The organism is Sphingomonas aerolata, from assembly GCF_023935825.1.
Lineage (GTDB): Bacteria > Pseudomonadota > Alphaproteobacteria > Sphingomonadales > Sphingomonadaceae > Sphingomonas > Sphingomonas aerolata.
The window spans coordinates 999,346-1,014,120 of record NZ_CP098762.1; the positions used below are offsets into that span (position 1 = coordinate 999,346).

General features: G+C 66.4%; 17 protein-coding genes and 2 tRNA genes. 7 read left to right on the forward strand and 12 right to left on the reverse strand.

From position 1 onward, the window contains the following. Positions 1 to 2: 2 nt before the first annotated feature. The 4 genes from NEF64_RS04695 to rpsA form a co-directional block, all read right to left on the reverse strand. Positions 3 to 1,361, reverse strand: a complete 1,359-nt coding sequence (locus tag NEF64_RS04695; RefSeq protein WP_235516349.1) for an ABC transporter substrate-binding protein — start codon at positions 1,359 to 1,361, stop codon at positions 3 to 5. 95 nt (positions 1,362 to 1,456) lie between these two features. Then, positions 1,457 to 1,540, reverse strand: a tRNA-Leu gene (locus NEF64_RS04700). Positions 1,541 to 1,604: 64 nt separating this feature from the next. After that, on the reverse strand, positions 1,605 to 1,886 hold the full coding sequence (locus NEF64_RS04705) for an integration host factor subunit beta (protein ID WP_031393082.1): 282 nt from the start codon (positions 1,884 to 1,886) through the stop codon (positions 1,605 to 1,607). A gap of 128 nt (positions 1,887 to 2,014) precedes the next feature. Continuing rightward, the gene (gene rpsA / locus NEF64_RS04710; protein WP_031393081.1) at positions 2,015 to 3,733 is read right to left on the reverse strand and encodes a 30S ribosomal protein S1; all 1,719 of its coding nucleotides are present in this window, start codon (positions 3,731 to 3,733) and stop codon (positions 2,015 to 2,017) included. A gap of 275 nt (positions 3,734 to 4,008) precedes the next feature. Here rpsA and NEF64_RS04715 point away from each other — a divergent pair, with 275 nt between their 5' ends. Further along, positions 4,009 to 4,266 carry a SemiSWEET family transporter gene (locus NEF64_RS04715; RefSeq protein ID WP_031393080.1) on the forward strand — a complete coding sequence of 86 codons (258 nt, stop codon included), beginning with the start codon at positions 4,009 to 4,011 and terminating at the stop codon, positions 4,264 to 4,266. 242 nt (positions 4,267 to 4,508) lie between these two features. Here the strand turns inward: NEF64_RS04715 and cmk are convergent, their stop codons facing one another. Together cmk and aroA are read right to left on the reverse strand one after the other, a co-directional pair. Next, a complete protein-coding gene (cmk, locus tag NEF64_RS04720) occupies positions 4,509 to 5,141 on the reverse strand; it encodes a (d)CMP kinase (protein ID WP_056406029.1) in 633 nt (210 codons plus the stop codon). A 1-nt stretch (position 5,142) separates the two neighbouring features. Beyond that, positions 5,143 to 6,489 carry a 3-phosphoshikimate 1-carboxyvinyltransferase gene (gene aroA, locus NEF64_RS04725; RefSeq protein WP_056406030.1) on the reverse strand — a complete coding sequence of 449 codons (1,347 nt, stop codon included), beginning with the start codon at positions 6,487 to 6,489 and terminating at the stop codon, positions 5,143 to 5,145. Between the two features lie 98 nt (positions 6,490 to 6,587). Here aroA and NEF64_RS04730 point away from each other — a divergent pair, with 98 nt between their 5' ends. Together NEF64_RS04730 and NEF64_RS04735 are read left to right on the forward strand one after the other, a co-directional pair. Then, entirely contained in the window at positions 6,588 to 6,914 is a 327-nt protein-coding gene (locus NEF64_RS04730) for a TIGR02300 family protein (RefSeq protein WP_031395784.1), read from the forward strand. 82 nt (positions 6,915 to 6,996) lie between these two features. Beyond that, positions 6,997 to 7,072: transfer RNA gene (locus NEF64_RS04735), tRNA-Ala, on the forward strand. 88 nt (positions 7,073 to 7,160) lie between these two features. On the opposite strand, the gene NEF64_RS04740 is transcribed toward NEF64_RS04735, so the two are convergent. Both NEF64_RS04740 and NEF64_RS04745 read right to left on the reverse strand, forming a co-directional pair. After that, positions 7,161 to 8,375 carry a methyl-accepting chemotaxis protein gene (locus tag NEF64_RS04740; protein ID WP_252574667.1) on the reverse strand — a complete coding sequence of 405 codons (1,215 nt, stop codon included), beginning with the start codon at positions 8,373 to 8,375 and terminating at the stop codon, positions 7,161 to 7,163. Positions 8,376 to 8,515: 140 nt separating this feature from the next. Beyond that, the gene (locus tag NEF64_RS04745) at positions 8,516 to 9,199 is read right to left on the reverse strand and encodes a peptidylprolyl isomerase (RefSeq protein ID WP_056406032.1); all 684 of its coding nucleotides are present in this window, start codon (positions 9,197 to 9,199) and stop codon (positions 8,516 to 8,518) included. A gap of 96 nt (positions 9,200 to 9,295) precedes the next feature. On the opposite strand from NEF64_RS04745, the gene NEF64_RS04750 reads away from it, so the two are divergent. Beyond that, positions 9,296 to 9,463: a hypothetical protein gene (locus NEF64_RS04750; RefSeq protein WP_168427553.1), complete on the forward strand. Its 168-nt coding sequence runs from the start codon at positions 9,296 to 9,298 to the stop codon at positions 9,461 to 9,463. Here the strand turns inward: NEF64_RS04750 and NEF64_RS04755 are convergent. Next, positions 9,453 to 10,784: an MFS transporter gene (locus NEF64_RS04755; RefSeq protein ID WP_052148897.1), complete on the reverse strand. Its 1,332-nt coding sequence runs from the start codon at positions 10,782 to 10,784 to the stop codon at positions 9,453 to 9,455. The genes NEF64_RS04750 and NEF64_RS04755 overlap by 11 nt on opposite strands. A 223-nt stretch (positions 10,785 to 11,007) precedes the next feature. Between NEF64_RS04755 and pgsA the strand changes: the two genes are divergently transcribed. The 3 genes from pgsA to NEF64_RS04770 are packed head-to-tail and all read left to right on the forward strand — an operon-like array spanning position 11,008 to position 12,267. Continuing rightward, entirely contained in the window at positions 11,008 to 11,559 is a 552-nt protein-coding gene (gene pgsA / locus NEF64_RS04760) for a CDP-diacylglycerol--glycerol-3-phosphate 3-phosphatidyltransferase (protein WP_031395843.1), read from the forward strand. A 4-nt stretch (positions 11,560 to 11,563) separates the two neighbouring features. After that, positions 11,564 to 11,821 (forward strand): molybdopterin converting factor subunit 1, encoded by a 258-nt coding sequence (gene moaD, locus NEF64_RS04765; RefSeq protein ID WP_031395844.1) that lies wholly within the window; start codon positions 11,564 to 11,566, stop codon positions 11,819 to 11,821. Further along, positions 11,818 to 12,267, forward strand: coding sequence for a molybdenum cofactor biosynthesis protein MoaE (locus tag NEF64_RS04770; RefSeq protein WP_056406033.1), 450 nt, complete (start codon positions 11,818 to 11,820; stop codon positions 12,265 to 12,267). The genes moaD and NEF64_RS04770 overlap by 4 nt, the downstream gene beginning before the upstream one ends. Positions 12,268 to 12,273: 6 nt before the next feature. Here the strand turns inward: NEF64_RS04770 and NEF64_RS04775 are convergent, their stop codons facing one another. The 3 genes from NEF64_RS04775 to NEF64_RS04785 form a co-directional block, all read right to left on the reverse strand. Continuing rightward, a complete protein-coding gene (locus NEF64_RS04775; RefSeq protein WP_056406034.1) occupies positions 12,274 to 12,942 on the reverse strand; it encodes a fasciclin domain-containing protein in 669 nt (222 codons plus the stop codon). A gap of 146 nt (positions 12,943 to 13,088) precedes the next feature. Further along, entirely contained in the window at positions 13,089 to 13,727 is a 639-nt protein-coding gene (locus NEF64_RS04780) for a fasciclin domain-containing protein (protein ID WP_235188440.1), read from the reverse strand. A gap of 95 nt (positions 13,728 to 13,822) precedes the next feature. Beyond that, positions 13,823 to 14,740, reverse strand: coding sequence for a LysR substrate-binding domain-containing protein (locus tag NEF64_RS04785; protein WP_031395848.1), 918 nt, complete (start codon positions 14,738 to 14,740; stop codon positions 13,823 to 13,825). Positions 14,741 to 14,775 lie beyond the last annotated feature (35 nt).

Below are 14,775 nucleotides of genomic sequence, written 5' to 3' on the forward strand. Positions count from 1 at the left end.
ACTCACTTGGTGTCGGGACGAAGCCTGTTCAACGGGTGCCATGCGCGGCTGTTCGGCTGCCATTGTTGCAGCCGCGTCGCTACCAGCGACCAGCGGAGCGGCCGTGCGAGCGGAATGAAGGGCACGTCCTCGTTCAGCGCGGCATCGGCCGCCGCAATCCGCTGGCTGCGTTCGGCGAGCGTCGGTGCCGCACGCGCCGCGTCGAGTGCCGCCTGCGCGGGGGCGCTGCAGACGATGCACGCGTTCGCCAGATACCAGCGCGCGCTGTCATAGGGCGCCACCAGGTCGATCAGCCGCAGATCGGCGGGGGCGTCGATCGCGACGCGCTCGGGCAGGATACCGATCCGGAGCAGGGCGGCGGCGACATGCGCGTAGAGGATGGTCGCGCCGGATCCGGCGGGCAGCGCGATCCGCATCGCGATCGGCCCGCTCTGCGCCTGCTCGCGCCACGTCGCGACGCGTAACCGGGCACCTGCGCGGCGCTCGTCCTGGTTCAACAGCGTCCATGACGGCACCTGCGGAAGCCCGGCGGAGTCGAGCGGCTCGGCGAGGATGCGGTCCGCCGCCTCCCAATTCGGGGCGATCGCGGCGGTCAGCGCGGTGCGATCGATCGCCTGCGAGATCGCCGCGCGGTTCGCCGCCTCGGCAAGGAAGCCCGTCCGCGAAACGATCGCGAGCCCGAACAACCCGACCGTCGGGTCGACCCGGATCGCGGCGGGGGCGATATCGGCCGTCGCGAGAAGCGGCCAGTCAGCGAAGCTGCCGCCGCTCACCAGATCCGAGTCGCGATGCGCAAACCGCGCGATCGCCCGTGCCGCACGCTCGCCGATCAGGCGGACGTCACGTTCCGGCTGCATCTCGAGCTGGTCTTCGGGGTCGGCGCGGTTGAGGTCATAGACCGGGCGCAGCAGCGGCGCGGCGCCAGGCTGGGCGATGCGGAACGGGCCGCTGCCGCCGGTCGGCCGCAGACGTAGCAACGCGAGTTCGGGCTGTGCGAACAGCTTGAGCAGGTCGGGACGCGGCCGCGACAACCGGACCTCGATCACCTGCGGCGTCATCACGACGATCTCGTCGACCGCGCTGAGAAAAGGGGCGAGCGGATTGCGCGATGCCGGCACGATCTGGCGTTTGAGCCTCGCGACGATCTGGTCCGCGGTGATGCGGCTACCGTCGCTCCACGTGGCTTCGCGCAGGCGGAAAATATAGCTCATGCCATCATCGATGACGATCCAGCGTTCGGCGAGGCCAGGCTCGATCTGGCCGGCAGCATCGAACCGGACCAACCCCTGCGCCGTCGAATCGATCAACAGGCGCGAGGGGAGGTCGATCGGGCCCCGGCGGGCATCCGCGGCAGCAGGCACCCCGCCGATCGCGCTGACGACGACCGCGCCCGAGTCGCGGCGCCGGTTGCAGGCCGCCGGTGCGAAGAGCAGCGCGGCGGCACAGGCAAGCGTGATGGTGCGGACGGCGGGACTCGAACCCGCACTCCAGGGGAGGGAGATTTTAAGTCTCCTGCGTCTACCGGTTTCGCCACGTCCGCACACGGGAGTCAGAAAGACGAGGTCGAGCGCAGGGTCAACCCATGTTGGACCCGCAGGTGCCGCTCAATCGACGTTAAGACGCGAGCGCATTTCCTTGCCGGGCTTGAAATAGGGGACGCGCTTGGCGTCGACGGCGACGACTTCGCCGGTCCGGGGATTGCGTCCGGTCCGCGCATCGCGCGCGCGCGTGGAAAATGCGCCGAAGCCGCGCAGTTCGACCCGGCCGTCGGCGGCCAGCCGCTTCGATATCTCGTCGAAAAAACACGAGACGATCAATTCGACCTCGCGCGGCTCCAGGTCCGGATGCGCATCGGTCAATTTTTGAACAAGCTCAGATCTGATCATGGTAACGAGCCCCCGCCCATATGTGATAATACTGATTTAGGTCAGTAATTGGGGCGATAGCACCAAATGAGTTTCAAGCCAAAAGCAAAAGGGACCGAAATGCATCGAGCATCCCGGTCCCAATTCGCTTACTTCTTTTCGGCTTCCGTGCGGGCCTTGAGAGCCTCGCCCAGGATGTTGCCGAGGGTCGCGCCGGAGTCCGACGAACCATACTGAGCGACAGCCTGCTTCTCTTCGGAGATCTGCATAGCCTTGATCGAGAAGGTCGGCTTCTTCGAACGATCGAAGCCCGTCACCATCGCGTCGAACTTCTGGCCGACCTGGAAACGCTCCGGACGCTGCTCGTCGCGATCGCGACCCAGATCCGTGCGCTTGATGAAGCCGGTCGCGCCATCGTCGCCCTGCTGAACTTCGAGACCCGCGTCGCGGACTTCGAGAACGGTGACCGTGACGATCGCGTTCTTGTTCAGCTTGTCGCCTGCTGCTGCGATGCCGCCGGCCGAAGGCCCGCCGCGCTCGAGCTGCTTCATGCCAAGCGAGATACGCTCCTTCTCTGCGTCGATGTCGAGCACGACGGCCTCGACGGTCTCACCCTTGCGATGCAGGTTGAGCGCGTCCTCGCCCGAAACGCCCCAGGCGATGTCGGACATGTGGACCATGCCGTCGACGTCGTTGTCGAGGCCGATGAACAGACCGAATTCGGTCGCGTTCTTGACTTCGCCCTCAACGGTCGAGCCGATCGGATGCGCGGCGGCGAAGGCCTCCCAAGGATTGGCCTGAGCCTGCTTGAGGCCGAGCGAGATGCGACGCTTCTCGGAATCGACTTCGAGGACCATGACGTCGACTTCCTGCGAGGTCGACACGATCTTGCCCGGATGGACGTTCTTCTTGGTCCAGGACATTTCCGACACGTGGACAAGGCCTTCGATGCCCGCTTCCAGCTCGACGAACGCACCATATTCGGTGATGTTCGTGACGCGGCCGGTGAGCTTTGCGCCGACCGGGTACTTGACCATCGCGCCATCCCAGGGATCGCTCTCCAGTTGCTTCATGCCGAGGCTGATGCGCTGGGTGTCCTTGTTGATGCGGATGATCTGCACCTTGACGGTGTCGCCGATGTTCAGGACTTCGCTCGGGTGACCGACGCGCTTGTAGCTGAGATCGGTGACGTGCAGCAGGCCATCGATGCCGCCGAGGTCAACGAACGCACCGTAATCGGTGATGTTCTTGACGACGCCGTCAATGATCTGGCCCTCAGCGAGGCTCAGGATCAGGCCCGAACGCTGCTCTGCACGCGTCTCTTCGAGAACCGCGCGACGCGACACGACGATGTTGCCGCGCTTGCGGTCCATCTTCAGGATCTGGAAGGGCTGGGGGATGTCCATCAGCGGGGTGACGTCGCGCACGGGGCGGATGTCGACCTGCGAGCCCGGCAGGAACGCGACGGCGCCGTTCAGGTCGACGGTGAAGCCACCCTTCACGCGGCCGAAGATCACGCCCTCGACGCGGGTCGTCTTCGAGAATTCGGTTTCCAGCTTGTCCCATGCGGCTTCGCGGCGCGCACGGTCGCGGCTGAGCATCGCTTCGCCATGGACGTTCTCGACGCGGTCGACATAGACTTCGACTTCGTCGCCGACCTTCAGGTCAGCCTTCTGGCCCGGCGCTGCGAATTCGCGAAGCGGCACGCGGCCTTCCGACTTCAGACCGACGTCGATGACGGCCATGTCGTTCTCGATACCGGTCACGGTGCCATGCACCACGCGGCCCTCGAAGCTGTCGGCGTCGCCGAGCGTCTCGTTCAGCATCGCGGCGAAATCGTCGCGCGACGGCATTACCTGGGTTGCCATAGAATTCAGTAATCCTAGTCTGTTTCCGGCCAAGCGGTTGGATCCGCTGGTCTTGGCCTTCGTTGCCGCGACGACCGAACGCCGGCACGGCATCCGGACGGCACGAGGCGCAGAGGATGTAGACGCTGGATGCGAAAACGGCGCGTAAGACTCAAAGGTCTCCGCGCCTTCCTCCACGAGCATCGCTCGCCGGACGCTCCTGTGTAGCGGAAACCCCGTCTCGGAGCAAGTTCGCCGCTGCAGCGTTAGGGGCGGCTTACAACAGGAGCGAAGATTTGAGCGAACGCGGCATTCTCGTGCTGGGCTGGATCGCCACGGCGACGGCGATCGTGATGTACCTGTCGTATATCGACCAGATCATGCTGAACCTGGCCGGGCAGAAGGGATCGGTGGTCCAGCCGTTCGCGACGATGGTCAATTGCGGGCTGTGGGTCGCGTATGGCGCGCTGAAGCCGAAGCGCGACTGGCCGATCGCGGTGGCGAACTTCCCGGGGGTGGTGCTGGGGGCGATCACGCTGGCGACGGCGTTGTAAGGGAGGGAGTTTCCGCGCGTCCTTGTTCTCCCGCGGAGGCGCGAGTCCAGTCTGGGTCCCCGCCTTCGCGGGGAAACAGCGTTCTTTTACGGTACACTAGCCCAACCAAAAGCCACCCCGGCGAAGGCCGGGGCCCAGTTGGGGGACATCGCTGACTGAGTGCAGCGCTCCGTTTCTGCGACCTTTCCAACTGGGCCCCGGCCTCCGCCGGGGTGGTTTTCCCCTCTTGGTGAGCGAAAGGTCTAACCCGCCTTCTTCGCCCGCTGCGCCTCGACCAGCGCCACCGCGCGCTGCACCGAGGCCTCGATCGACAGGAAGCTCGTATCGAGCAGCGCCGCGTCCGGCGCCATCACCAGCGGGGCGGTCGAACGGCCGGTGTCGCGGGCATCGCGCGCGCGAATGTCCGCTAGCACGCGGTCCTTGCTCGCCGTCCCGCCACGCGCCTGCAGCTCGGCATGGCGTCGCTGCGCGCGGATATTGGGGGTCGCCTTCACGAACAGCTTGGCGTCCGCATCCGGTGCGATGACCGTGCCGATATCGCGCCCGTCGAGAATCGCGCCGCCCGCCTGCGCGGCAAACCGCTTCTGTCGCTGCATTAACGCTGCACGGACCAGCGGGTGTGCGGACACGATCGAGGCCATCGCCCCGACATCGTCGTCGCGCAGCGCCGGGTCCGTCATCACCGCATCGTCGAAATCGGACGCGGCGACCGCATCGGCTTCCTGTTCGGGATCCAGCCCCATCCGCGCCACGTTCAGCGCGACCGCGCGGTAGAGCAGGCCGGTATCGAGATAGGGGAGGCCGTAATGCTTCGCCAAGGCGCGCGCGATCGTGCCCTTGCCCGATGCCGCCGGACCGTCGACTGCGATGATCATCTTAATTCCCCTGGCCGGTCGCCCGACCCGTTAATTCGTCGAGCGACCGGAAGAACACGGGATAGCTCGTCGCCACCGGCGATATGTCGTCGATCGTGATGGGCTCGGCGCTGCCAAGTCCAGCCACCACCATGCTCATTGCGATGCGATGATCGAGTTTCGAGGCGACCCGAGCGCCACCGCGAATCGCCGTCCCGCCCGAACCGGTGATCGCCATGCCGTCTTCGAATTCCTCGCACACCACGCCGCACGCCTCGAGCGCGATCCGCATCGTCGTGATGCGGTCCGATTCCTTCACCCGCAGCTCGTGCGCGCCCCTGGCGACGGTCGTGCCGGACGCAAACGCCGCGGCGACGAACAGCACCGGATATTCGTCGATCATGCTCGGCGCGAGATCGGCGGGCACCTCGATCGCGGTCAGCGCGGCATGGCGGACGCGCAGATCGGCGACGGGCTCGCCGCCGACGGTCCGCGGATCGAGCTCGGTGATGTCCGCGCCCATCATGCGCAGCGCCGTGACGATGCCGATCCGTGTCGGGTTCAGCCCGACATTGCGCACGACGATGTCCGACCCCGGCACGATCGACGCCGCGACCAGCCAGAAGGCTGAGGACGACGGATCGCCCGGCACGACGATATCCTGCGGGGTCAGCTCCGCCTCGCCGGTGATCGAGATCACGCGGCCCTGGTCCGTTTCCTCGACGGTCAGGTGCGCGCCGAACCCGGTCAGCATCCGCTCGCTGTGATCGCGCGTCGCGACCGGCTCGATCACCGTGGTGATGCCGGGCGTGTTGAGCCCCGCCAGCAGGATCGCCGACTTCACCTGTGCCGACGCGACCGGCAGCGTGTAGGTGATCGGCACCGCGGGGCAGATTCCGCGCACCATCAGCGGAAGCTTGCCGCCGGGCGACGCGGTGATGTCCGCGCCCATCTGCGACAGCGGCTCGATCACGCGGCCCATCGGCCGTCCCGACAGCGAGGCGTCGCCGGTGAAGGTGCAGGTGATCGGGTGGCTGGAAACGAGCCCCATCAGCAGACGCGTCGAGGTGCCCGAATTGCCCATTTCGAGTGCGGTCTCGGGCTGGAGCAGCCCGCCGACACCGACGCCGTCGACGATCCAGATGCCGTCGTCCTGCCGTTCGATCGTCGCGCCCATCGCGCGCATCGCCGCCGCGGTGGCGAGCACGTCCTCGCCCTCAAGCAGCCCGGTGATCCGGCTGGTGCCGACCGCGAGGCTCGCGAACATCAGCGCGCGGTGGCTGATCGACTTGTCGCCGGGGACCGCGATCGAACCGGTCAGCGGACCGCGCGCGACGACGTCCAGCGGTTGGGGGAGGGGGTGTGTCATGGGGCCGGGCTTTTGACAGTGGCCTTGCGCTATGGCAAGGCGCGCCCACTTTGCGGGGGCATCCCCCACAATCTATCCATTCGAAAGGTTCTATCGGCATGATCAAGCCGGAATGGGGCACGAAGCGTTCGTGTCCGAAATGCGCGACGCGTTTCTACGACCTCGAAAAGGCCGACCCCGTCACCTGCATCGAATGCGGGTATGCGTGGGAGCCCGAGCCGATCCTGAAGTCGAAGCAGCCGCTGCCGTTCGAGGTCGCCAAGCCCGACACCAAGAAGCCCGATGCGGATCTCGAGGGTGACGAGGAAGAGGATATCGCCTCGATCACCGGCGAGGACGAAGAGCCGTCCGCGGACGACGAAGTCGATCTGGGCGGCGACGACGACCTCGGCGTCGAGACGCCGCAGGACGAGCACGAGCGTTGAGATAAAGAAATTTGGCAGGCGGCGTTTACGCCGCTTGCCAACCCGGGCGGCTCCGGTTAGTGAGCCGCCTCCCAACGGGAATGGGGCCGTAGCTCAGCTGGGAGAGCGTTCGCATGGCATGCGAAAGGTCAGGGGTTCGATCCCCCTCGGCTCCACCATTCTCGTTGATACGCGACGCGGTCGCGGTCCCATATTTGTGATGGATACCCCGCAGCGGGTCTTACCGCTGCCAACCCGGCACGAGTCTCAATAGGTCGCCTGGAAGGTCTCGGTGGCGACGCTGAGACCATGGGTCAGGGCGTGGACGGACTCGAGCTGCTGGCCGATCCGCCGGGCCAGGCTGATGAAGCGCTGGTTTCGGACTTCGAGATGCTCGACGCTGTCGGTCATCGCGCGTGCGGTGAGCGCGGTTTCGTCGATCGCGGCGGTGATCGCGAGGATGCGCTCGTTCTGACTATGTGCGGTGTCGGTCACGATGACCGCGCGGGTCTGGATATCGGCGATGTCGTGCACGATCGCGCGATTCGCGGCGACGACGTCGCGCGTCGCGATCTGCATCGCCGAGATCTGCGGCTCGATCCGCGCGACCGCATCGGACGTCTGCGTGGCAAGCGTCTTCACCTCGGCTGCGACCACCGCGAAGCCGCGCCCGGCCTCTCCGCTGCGCGCCGCCTCGATCGCGGCGTTGAGCGCGACGAGGCTAGTCTGCCGGGCGACCGCGCGGATGATGTCGAGGATCGAACCGATCGATCCGGCATGGTCCGACAACCCTTGCGACAGCGCCACCGTCTCGTGCGCATGCGCCATCGCGCCGCTGGCGGCGCTGCTGGTGTGGCGGACCTGGTCGACGACCGTGTCGATCATGCCCGCCATCATCGCCGAGGTCTGTGCGGCATCCTGCATCGCGGCGGTGGATTGCTGCGCGGCGACGACGACGTCCCCCAAATCGCGGACGATCAGTTCGAGTTCGGCTTCGCCCGCGCGGCCCATCGCCTGGCCTTCCGCCGCCGCGGCATCGGCTTCGGTGACGACGGTGGCGATCTCCTTGCGGAAGCGCCCCGACTGCGCGGCTTGCGCCGCGACGACGTCGGTCAGCCGTCGCTCGACCGTGACGTCGCGGTAGGTGATCACCGCGCAGTGCCCGGGCAGCGGGGCGAAGTTGATATGCAGGATCGTCCCGTCGTCGAAATGATGATCGATATCAACGCCTTCCTGCCGGGCCTGCCAGCGACGGTGATTGTCGACCACCGTCGCGATCCGTGCCGCGGACCAGCCGACGGCGGTGCCGACGACTCCGAGAAAGTCCGCCATGTCCATGCCCATCATGACGCGGTCCGGGTCGAAGCGGAACAGCGCAGCCACGCGCGGATTGACCAGCGCGATCCGCTCCGCCGCGTCGAAGACCACGACGCCGTCGGCGACCGCGGTCATCGCGATCGCCAGCAAGACGTCGGGGGGCATCGTCCCCGTGCCTGGCGCGGTTTCCACCGCTGGCGAGGGGCGGGGGATTACGGCATGTCGCGTCTGCATCGCCGCGGACTAGCCCAAAATGGTTTTAAGTCCGTTACTTAACCCCGATCGGTTGCCCTTTACGACGGGCGTCACCGTGTCGCGGGCGGGGTCCGCCGGGCGGTCAGGATGCGGATCGGTGCGGCGATCATCTGGCCCTTCATCACGCCTTCGCCCTTGGTCGGCGAGGTGGGCGCGGCAAGGATGCTGCGGACGATGTCCATGCCCTGGACGACGTGCCCGAACACGGCAAAACCCGCATTGTCGCCCGGCTTCTCGGGATGCGCGTCGAGGAAGGGGATCGCGCCGACGGTGATGAAGACGTCGGCGCGCCCGGTCCCCGGCGCCAGCCGTGCGAGCGAAATCGTGCCGTCGGTGTGGAGCAGGCCGGTCTTGCTGGTCGGCTCGTGCGCGATCGGCGGGAAGGCCCGCTTGGGATCGCCCTCGATCCCGCCCTGGATCAGTCCCGTATCCGGCCCCAGCCGCAGCGCGCGATAGAAGGTCGTGCCGTCGAGCTTGCGCGCGTCGACATAGCGCAGGAAATTCGCGGTGGTGATCGGTGCGCGCTCTTTCTCAAGTTCGAGCACGATCGGGCCGAGGCTGGTGGTCAGCGTCACGCTGACGGTCGCGGGGCGCGGAGTCGCAGCGGGCACCGGGGGCGACGCATCTGCGGGCGCGCGGGCGGGTGTGCTGGCAGGCGCTGGCACTGGTGGCACGCTCTGTGCGGCAAGCGGGGCGCTGCTTAGCAGGGTGGCGAGGACGGCGTATCGCAGCATGTCGAAACTCCTGAATTCTGTCCCATTCGCGGACGGGTTAAAACGGGACGATTTTGTCGCTGGTCGAAAAGGTAAACACCGCGTTAACCGGTCGCCATGACCCGACGCCTAGTCCTGACCAACGAAGCCGCGCGCCACCCGTTTCGACGGACGCTGCCCCCGCCCGTGATCGCAGCGCCGGGCGGGCGCGACGATCAGGACGTCAAGCTGTTCGTCCTGAGCTTCGCGGCCTTCTTCACCTGTTTCTACAGCTTCATTTTCTGATCACGGGCAGGCAGGTTTCGGCATCGTCGTCGCAGGCGCGGTGCAGCTTCTGCGCGATCCAGGCGGATACCAGGCACATGCCGGCGACCAGGAACAGCAGGTCTTCGGGCGTCACGCCCGCCATCGTGATGCCGATGACCGCAATCGACCCGATCGTCATCGCGCCCGAATTGACGACGTTGTTCGCGGCCACCGTCCGCGCGGTCTGATCCTTTTCGACCGTCGTCGTCAGGAACGCGTATAGCGGCACGACGAACATCCCGCCGGTGATCGCGATCATCATCAGCGTGCCGAGCACCGGCCAGGCGCGCGGCTGTGCGAGGAATCCGGCCCAGTCGTAGAAATGGCCCGGCGCCGCCGGTGTCCAGGTCCGTACCAGGACCGAGAAGATAAGGACGAATACGCCCATCGCGATCACCGATGCGGGTGCGTAGCGCGCCGAGATCCGGCCTTTGAGCATCGTGTTGATCACCACCGAACCGATCGCGACACCGATCGAGAACACCGCGATCACGAAGCTCGCAACCCGCTCGTCCGCGGTCAGCACGTTCTTGACCAAGGGCGGGAAGATCACGATCAGCACCGCGCCGATCGTCCAGAAGAAGCTGATCGCGCAGATCGCCAGGAACAGCCGCGGGATGTGCATCGTCGCGCTGATCAGCCGCCACGACGCGGTGAACGGGTTGTAGTTGAGCACCAGCGGCGGGCCCTCGCGCGGTGCCGGCGGCACCTGGCGACCCGCGAACCAGCCGATCACCGCGATCGCCAGCACCGCGATCGCCGCGCGCTCGATATGATCGGTCATGAACCCGGCGGTGATCGTCCCCATCAGGATCGCCAGATAGGTACCGGCCTCGACCAGCCCGGTGCCGCCGAGCACGTCGCATGGCGGCAGATGCTGCGGCAGGATCGCGTATTTGATCGGCCCGAAGAACGTCGAATGCACCCCCAGACACAGTACCGCCCCGAGCATCAGCCCGAGGCCGATCGTCGAATGGCCGCTGCGCGCCACCATCAGCCCCGCCGCGCCGAGCGCCATGATGCCGATCTCCGCGCTCTTCACGAGCCGGATGATCCGCGCCTTGTCATGGCTGTCCGCGAGCTGCCCGGCGAGTGCCGAGAGCAGGAAGAAGGGAATGATCGCAATTCCGGTGGCGAGTGCGTTGAAATTCGCCTCCATCCGCGGATCGTTGAAGATCGCATAGGTCGCGAACAACACCATCGACGTCTTGAACAGATTGTCGTTGAAGGCGCCCAGAAACTGTGTCGTGAACAGGGGCAGGAAGCGTCGTTGCTTCAGCAACCCGAGTGCGTTGCGCATGCGAGAAAAGGCCCTGATCGTGGCAATAAGACTGCCGCGGCCTTAGCCCAGCGGGGGCGGTAGGCCAATGGTTTAGCGCCGCCCGCGTCGGCCGGGTGTCCGCGTACGGGATCCGAACGAGGCCCCGCGACGCGGTCCGGTGTCCGCGCTTGCCGCACATTAGTCGGCACCGATCGGTAAAACCCGGTTTCGCCAAGGGCATGACCGGAGTAGGGAAGGCGGGGTGTGGACCCTGCCCAACCTTCTGACGCTGTCGCGCATTGTCGCGGTACCCCTTCTCGTCGGCTTTCTGTGGTGGCCCGGCTGGGCGGCCGGCTACGGCATCGCCTTCGCGCTCTACTGCCTGATGGGCATCACCGATTATTTCGACGGCTATCTCGCGCGGTCGAACGGTGCGGTGTCGCGCCTCGGGATCTTCCTCGATCCGATCGCGGACAAGATCATGGTCGCGGCGGTCATCCTGATCCTGGTCGGCACGCGCGACATTGCGGGCGTCCATGTGATCGCCGCGCTCGTCATCCTGCTCCGCGAGATCGCGGTGTCGGGCCTGCGCGAATTCCTGGCGCAGGTGCAGGTGTCCGTGCCCGTCTCGCAGCTCGCGAAATGGAAGACGACGCTGCAGCTGGTCGCGCTGGGGGGACTGATCCTCGCCGGTGCGCTGCCCGACATGCCGTGGGTGCACGGCGTCGGGCTCGCCGCGCTCTGGGGGGCTGCGGTCCTGACGCTGGTGACGGGCTGGGATTACCTGCGCGTCGGCCTGAAGCATATGGATTGAGCGCATGACGGTGACGATGGTGTATTTTGCGTGGGTCCGCGAACGGATCGGGACGGGCGAGGAACGCGTCGATCCGCCCGCATCGGTGACCACGATCGCTGAACTGGTCGACTGGCTGGCGCTGTCCAGCCCGGGCCATGCCGCCGCCTTTGCCGATCCCGCCCGGCTGCGCGCCGCCCTTGATCAGGCGTTCGTGCCGATCGATACCCCGATCGCCGGCGCGCGCGAGATCGCACTCTTCCCTCCGGTGACGGGCGGATGATCCGGATCATCGTCCAGACCGCGCCGATCGATGTGCTGGCGGAGATCACTCAGGCCGAAACTGCCGGCGAACGCGGCGCGGGCGCGGTGGCGACGTTCACTGGTCTCGTGCGCGCAGATGACGGCGTCGAGACGCTCAAACTGGAACATTATCCCGGTGCGACCGAGGCCGCGCTCACCAAGGTGGCGACGGGTGCCGTCGAGCGCTGGGGGCTGAGTGCGGTGACGATCGTCCACCGGGTCGGGCCGATGCATCCGGGTGAACGGATCGTCTTCGTGGCGGCGGCGTCCGCACACCGTGCGGCGTCGCTCGAGGCCTGTGCCTATCTGATCGATCGGTTGAAGACCGATGCGCCGTTCTGGAAACGCGAGACCCGCGGCACACAGGCCAGCTGGGTCGAAGCGCGCGACGCCGACAAGGACGCCGCCGCGCGCTGGATCTCCTAGACGGCGTTAGCCGATCTTGGGAACGCTCATGCCATTGGTGAGATGGACGACACCGTTGGTCGCCTTGACGTCTGCCGTGTCGACATAGGCCTTGCTGCCGGCAACGTCCGTCAGTTCGATATTGCCGTTCGGACCCACCGATGCCGTCAGCGGTTGGCCGGCCAGCGTCGTGAGAACGGCCTTGCCGCCACCCGACGTGATCTGCGCCTTCAGCTGATCCGACGTCACGGCGCCTGCGACGACGTGATACTTCAGGATCGTCGCCAGCGTGGGCTTCGCCTCTGGCTTCATCAGCGTGTCGAGCGCGCCGGCGGGAAGCCGCGTGAATGCCTCATCGCTCGGTGCGAAAACGGTGAAAGGGCCGGGGCCCGCAAGCGTCGTGCCGAGGCCGGCGGCAGTCACCAGCTTGGCGAGCGTCGCGCGGTTTGGAAGAGTCGGCAGTGCTGCCGCGATCGTCGCGGTCGCTGCAGGCTGCGCTGCGGCGGGTGCTGCTGGAGCGCCGGCCATCGGTGCGGCGGTACCAGCCTGTGCAGGGGCCTGCATTGGGGTCTGTGCGGGCGCCGTGCCAGTTGGCGCGGTCTGTGCGGGCGTCGTGCCGCTCGGCGCGGTCTGTGCGATTGCCGGTGCAGCCGCGAAAAGCGTTGCGGCAAGGACGAGAGGGGTCTTGGTGATCATGGATTTCTCCTGGCTGAAACAATCGTGAAATAAATTCTGCGATAGAACGTATGGAGTCACGCGGCGGTTTGCCAAGTTACGGACGCGCCAACAGGACCAAGTGCGCCGTTGACGCGACGAGGTGTTGGCAAGCTACCACACCTCGCTCAAGACAAGCGGGGTACGATTACCCCGTTGACGACATGAACTATGCCGTTCGACTGACGCACATCGGCGGTCTCGATATAACTTTTGTTACCGTTGACGTCGGTGAGTGCAATGATATCTCCGACGAGGGTCACCGTGATTGCATCACCTTCGACAGTCGTCAGTGCGGCAGTGCCGCCACCCGCCGCGACACGCGCCTTCAGGTCGGCAGCGGTGATGTCGCCGGGCACGACGTGATAGGTCAGCACTTTCGCCAGCGAAGCCTTGTTCTCGGGCTTGAGCAAGGTCTGGACCATGCCGGGCGCGAGCCGGCCGAACGCGGCGTCGGTCGGTGCGAAAACGGTGAACGGCCCGGTCCCGGACAGCGTCGCGGTCAGGTCCGCAGCCTTCAGCGCGGTGACCAGCGTCGCGAGATTGGGTGCGGCGGAGGCATTGTCGACGATCGTCCGCGTCGCGATCATCGGCACGCCGCCGACGGTCGGGTTGGCAACTGCGATCGGCCCGTTGGGCGTCGACAGTGCGGGGTTGGCGGGGGGCGGCGCGGTCGGCGTGCCGAGGTCGCTGTTACCGCTGCTGCAGGCGGCGAGCGCGAGCGCGACAAGGCCCGTGGTGCCCAGACCAATATACAGGGGGCGCATGTTCGACATCGAAATCTATCTCCTCAAACGAGCGCTTGCGAACCGCAACTACGGTTGAGCCCGGAAATTGTTGCAGTGCGAGCCAGCGCGACCGGTCAGCGGGCCTCGGCAAGCGCCTTGGCGAGCAACTGGAAATCCTTCTCGCGCGGCGAGGCCTTGCGCCATACCAGCGCGATCCGGCGAAACGCGTTCTCGGCGTCGAGCGGCAGCGCGGTGATCCCGGTATTTTCGAGGATCCCGGCGTTCAGCGCCATCTCAGGCAGCATCGTGATGCCCAGGCCGTTGTCGACCATCTGCACGATCGTGTGCAGCGACGTGCCCATCATCGTCGCCTCGGCACGGATCTCCGGCCGGTTGCACGCGGCGAGCGCATGATCCTTCAGGCAATGCCCGTCCTCGAGCAGCAACAGCCGAGTCTCGTCGATCGCCGAGGCGGGAATGGCGGAGGCGGGGATCGAGGTCCGGTCCGCGGGCACGTCCTCGGTCGGGAAGGCGACGAACAGCCGGTCGTCGAACAGGGGCTCGAACGCGACTTCGCCGCAGGCATAGGGCAGGGCGAGCAATACACAGTCGGTGCGGCCGTTGTGCAGCCCCTCGCACGCCGCGCCGCTCGGCTCCTCGCGCAGGAACAGCTTGAGGTCGGGATAGTCGCGTCGCAGCCGCGGCAGGATGCGCGGGAGCATGAACGGCGCGATCGTCGGGATCACGCTCATCCGCATGTCGCCCGACAGCGGCCGGCCGGCGGCGCGCGCCATGTCGCCAAGTTCCTCCGCCTCGCGCAGCACGCGGCGCGCCTTGTCCGCGATCCGATCCCCCAACGGGGTGAAGCGGACGACGCGGCGCGTGCGTTCGACGAGTACTACCCCGATCAGCGTCTCGAGCTCGCGCAGCCCCGCCGACAGCGTCGACTGGGTCACGAAACAGGCCTCGGCAGCACGACCGAAATGGCCATGGTCCTTCAGCGCGACGAGATATTGCAGTTGCTTGAGCGTGGGGAGATAGGTTGCAGCCATTGATCGCCCATATCGATCGTGCACCCCCTTTTGTC

Bases quoted from the DNA above. Each gene is read 5' to 3' on its own strand.
- NEF64_RS04705 (WP_031393082.1), bottom strand. From the start codon at position 1,886: ATGATCAGATCTGAGCTTGTTCAAAAATTGACCGATGCGCATCCGGAC.
- rpsA (WP_031393081.1), bottom strand. From the start codon at position 3,733: ATGGCAACCCAGGTAATGCCGTCGCGCGACGATTTCGCCGCGATGCTG.
- cmk (WP_056406029.1), bottom strand. From the start codon at position 5,141: ATGATCATCGCAGTCGACGGTCCGGCGGCATCGGGCAAGGGCACGATC.
- aroA (WP_056406030.1), bottom strand. From the start codon at position 6,489: ATGACACACCCCCTCCCCCAACCGCTGGACGTCGTCGCGCGCGGTCCG.
- NEF64_RS04730 (WP_031395784.1), top strand. From the start codon at position 6,588: ATGATCAAGCCGGAATGGGGCACGAAGCGTTCGTGTCCGAAATGCGCG.
- NEF64_RS04740 (WP_252574667.1), bottom strand. From the start codon at position 8,375: ATGCCCCCCGACGTCTTGCTGGCGATCGCGATGACCGCGGTCGCCGAC.
- NEF64_RS04745 (WP_056406032.1), bottom strand. From the start codon at position 9,199: ATGCTGCGATACGCCGTCCTCGCCACCCTGCTAAGCAGCGCCCCGCTT.
- NEF64_RS04750 (WP_168427553.1), top strand. From the start codon at position 9,296: ATGACCCGACGCCTAGTCCTGACCAACGAAGCCGCGCGCCACCCGTTT.
- NEF64_RS04755 (WP_052148897.1), bottom strand. From the start codon at position 10,784: ATGCGCAACGCACTCGGGTTGCTGAAGCAACGACGCTTCCTGCCCCTG.
- moaD (WP_031395844.1), top strand. From the start codon at position 11,564: ATGACGGTGACGATGGTGTATTTTGCGTGGGTCCGCGAACGGATCGGG.
- NEF64_RS04770 (WP_056406033.1), top strand. From the start codon at position 11,818: ATGATCCGGATCATCGTCCAGACCGCGCCGATCGATGTGCTGGCGGAG.
- NEF64_RS04775 (WP_056406034.1), bottom strand. From the start codon at position 12,942: ATGATCACCAAGACCCCTCTCGTCCTTGCCGCAACGCTTTTCGCGGCT.
- NEF64_RS04780 (WP_235188440.1), bottom strand. From the start codon at position 13,727: ATGCGCCCCCTGTATATTGGTCTGGGCACCACGGGCCTTGTCGCGCTC.
- NEF64_RS04785 (WP_031395848.1), bottom strand. From the start codon at position 14,740: ATGGCTGCAACCTATCTCCCCACGCTCAAGCAACTGCAATATCTCGTC.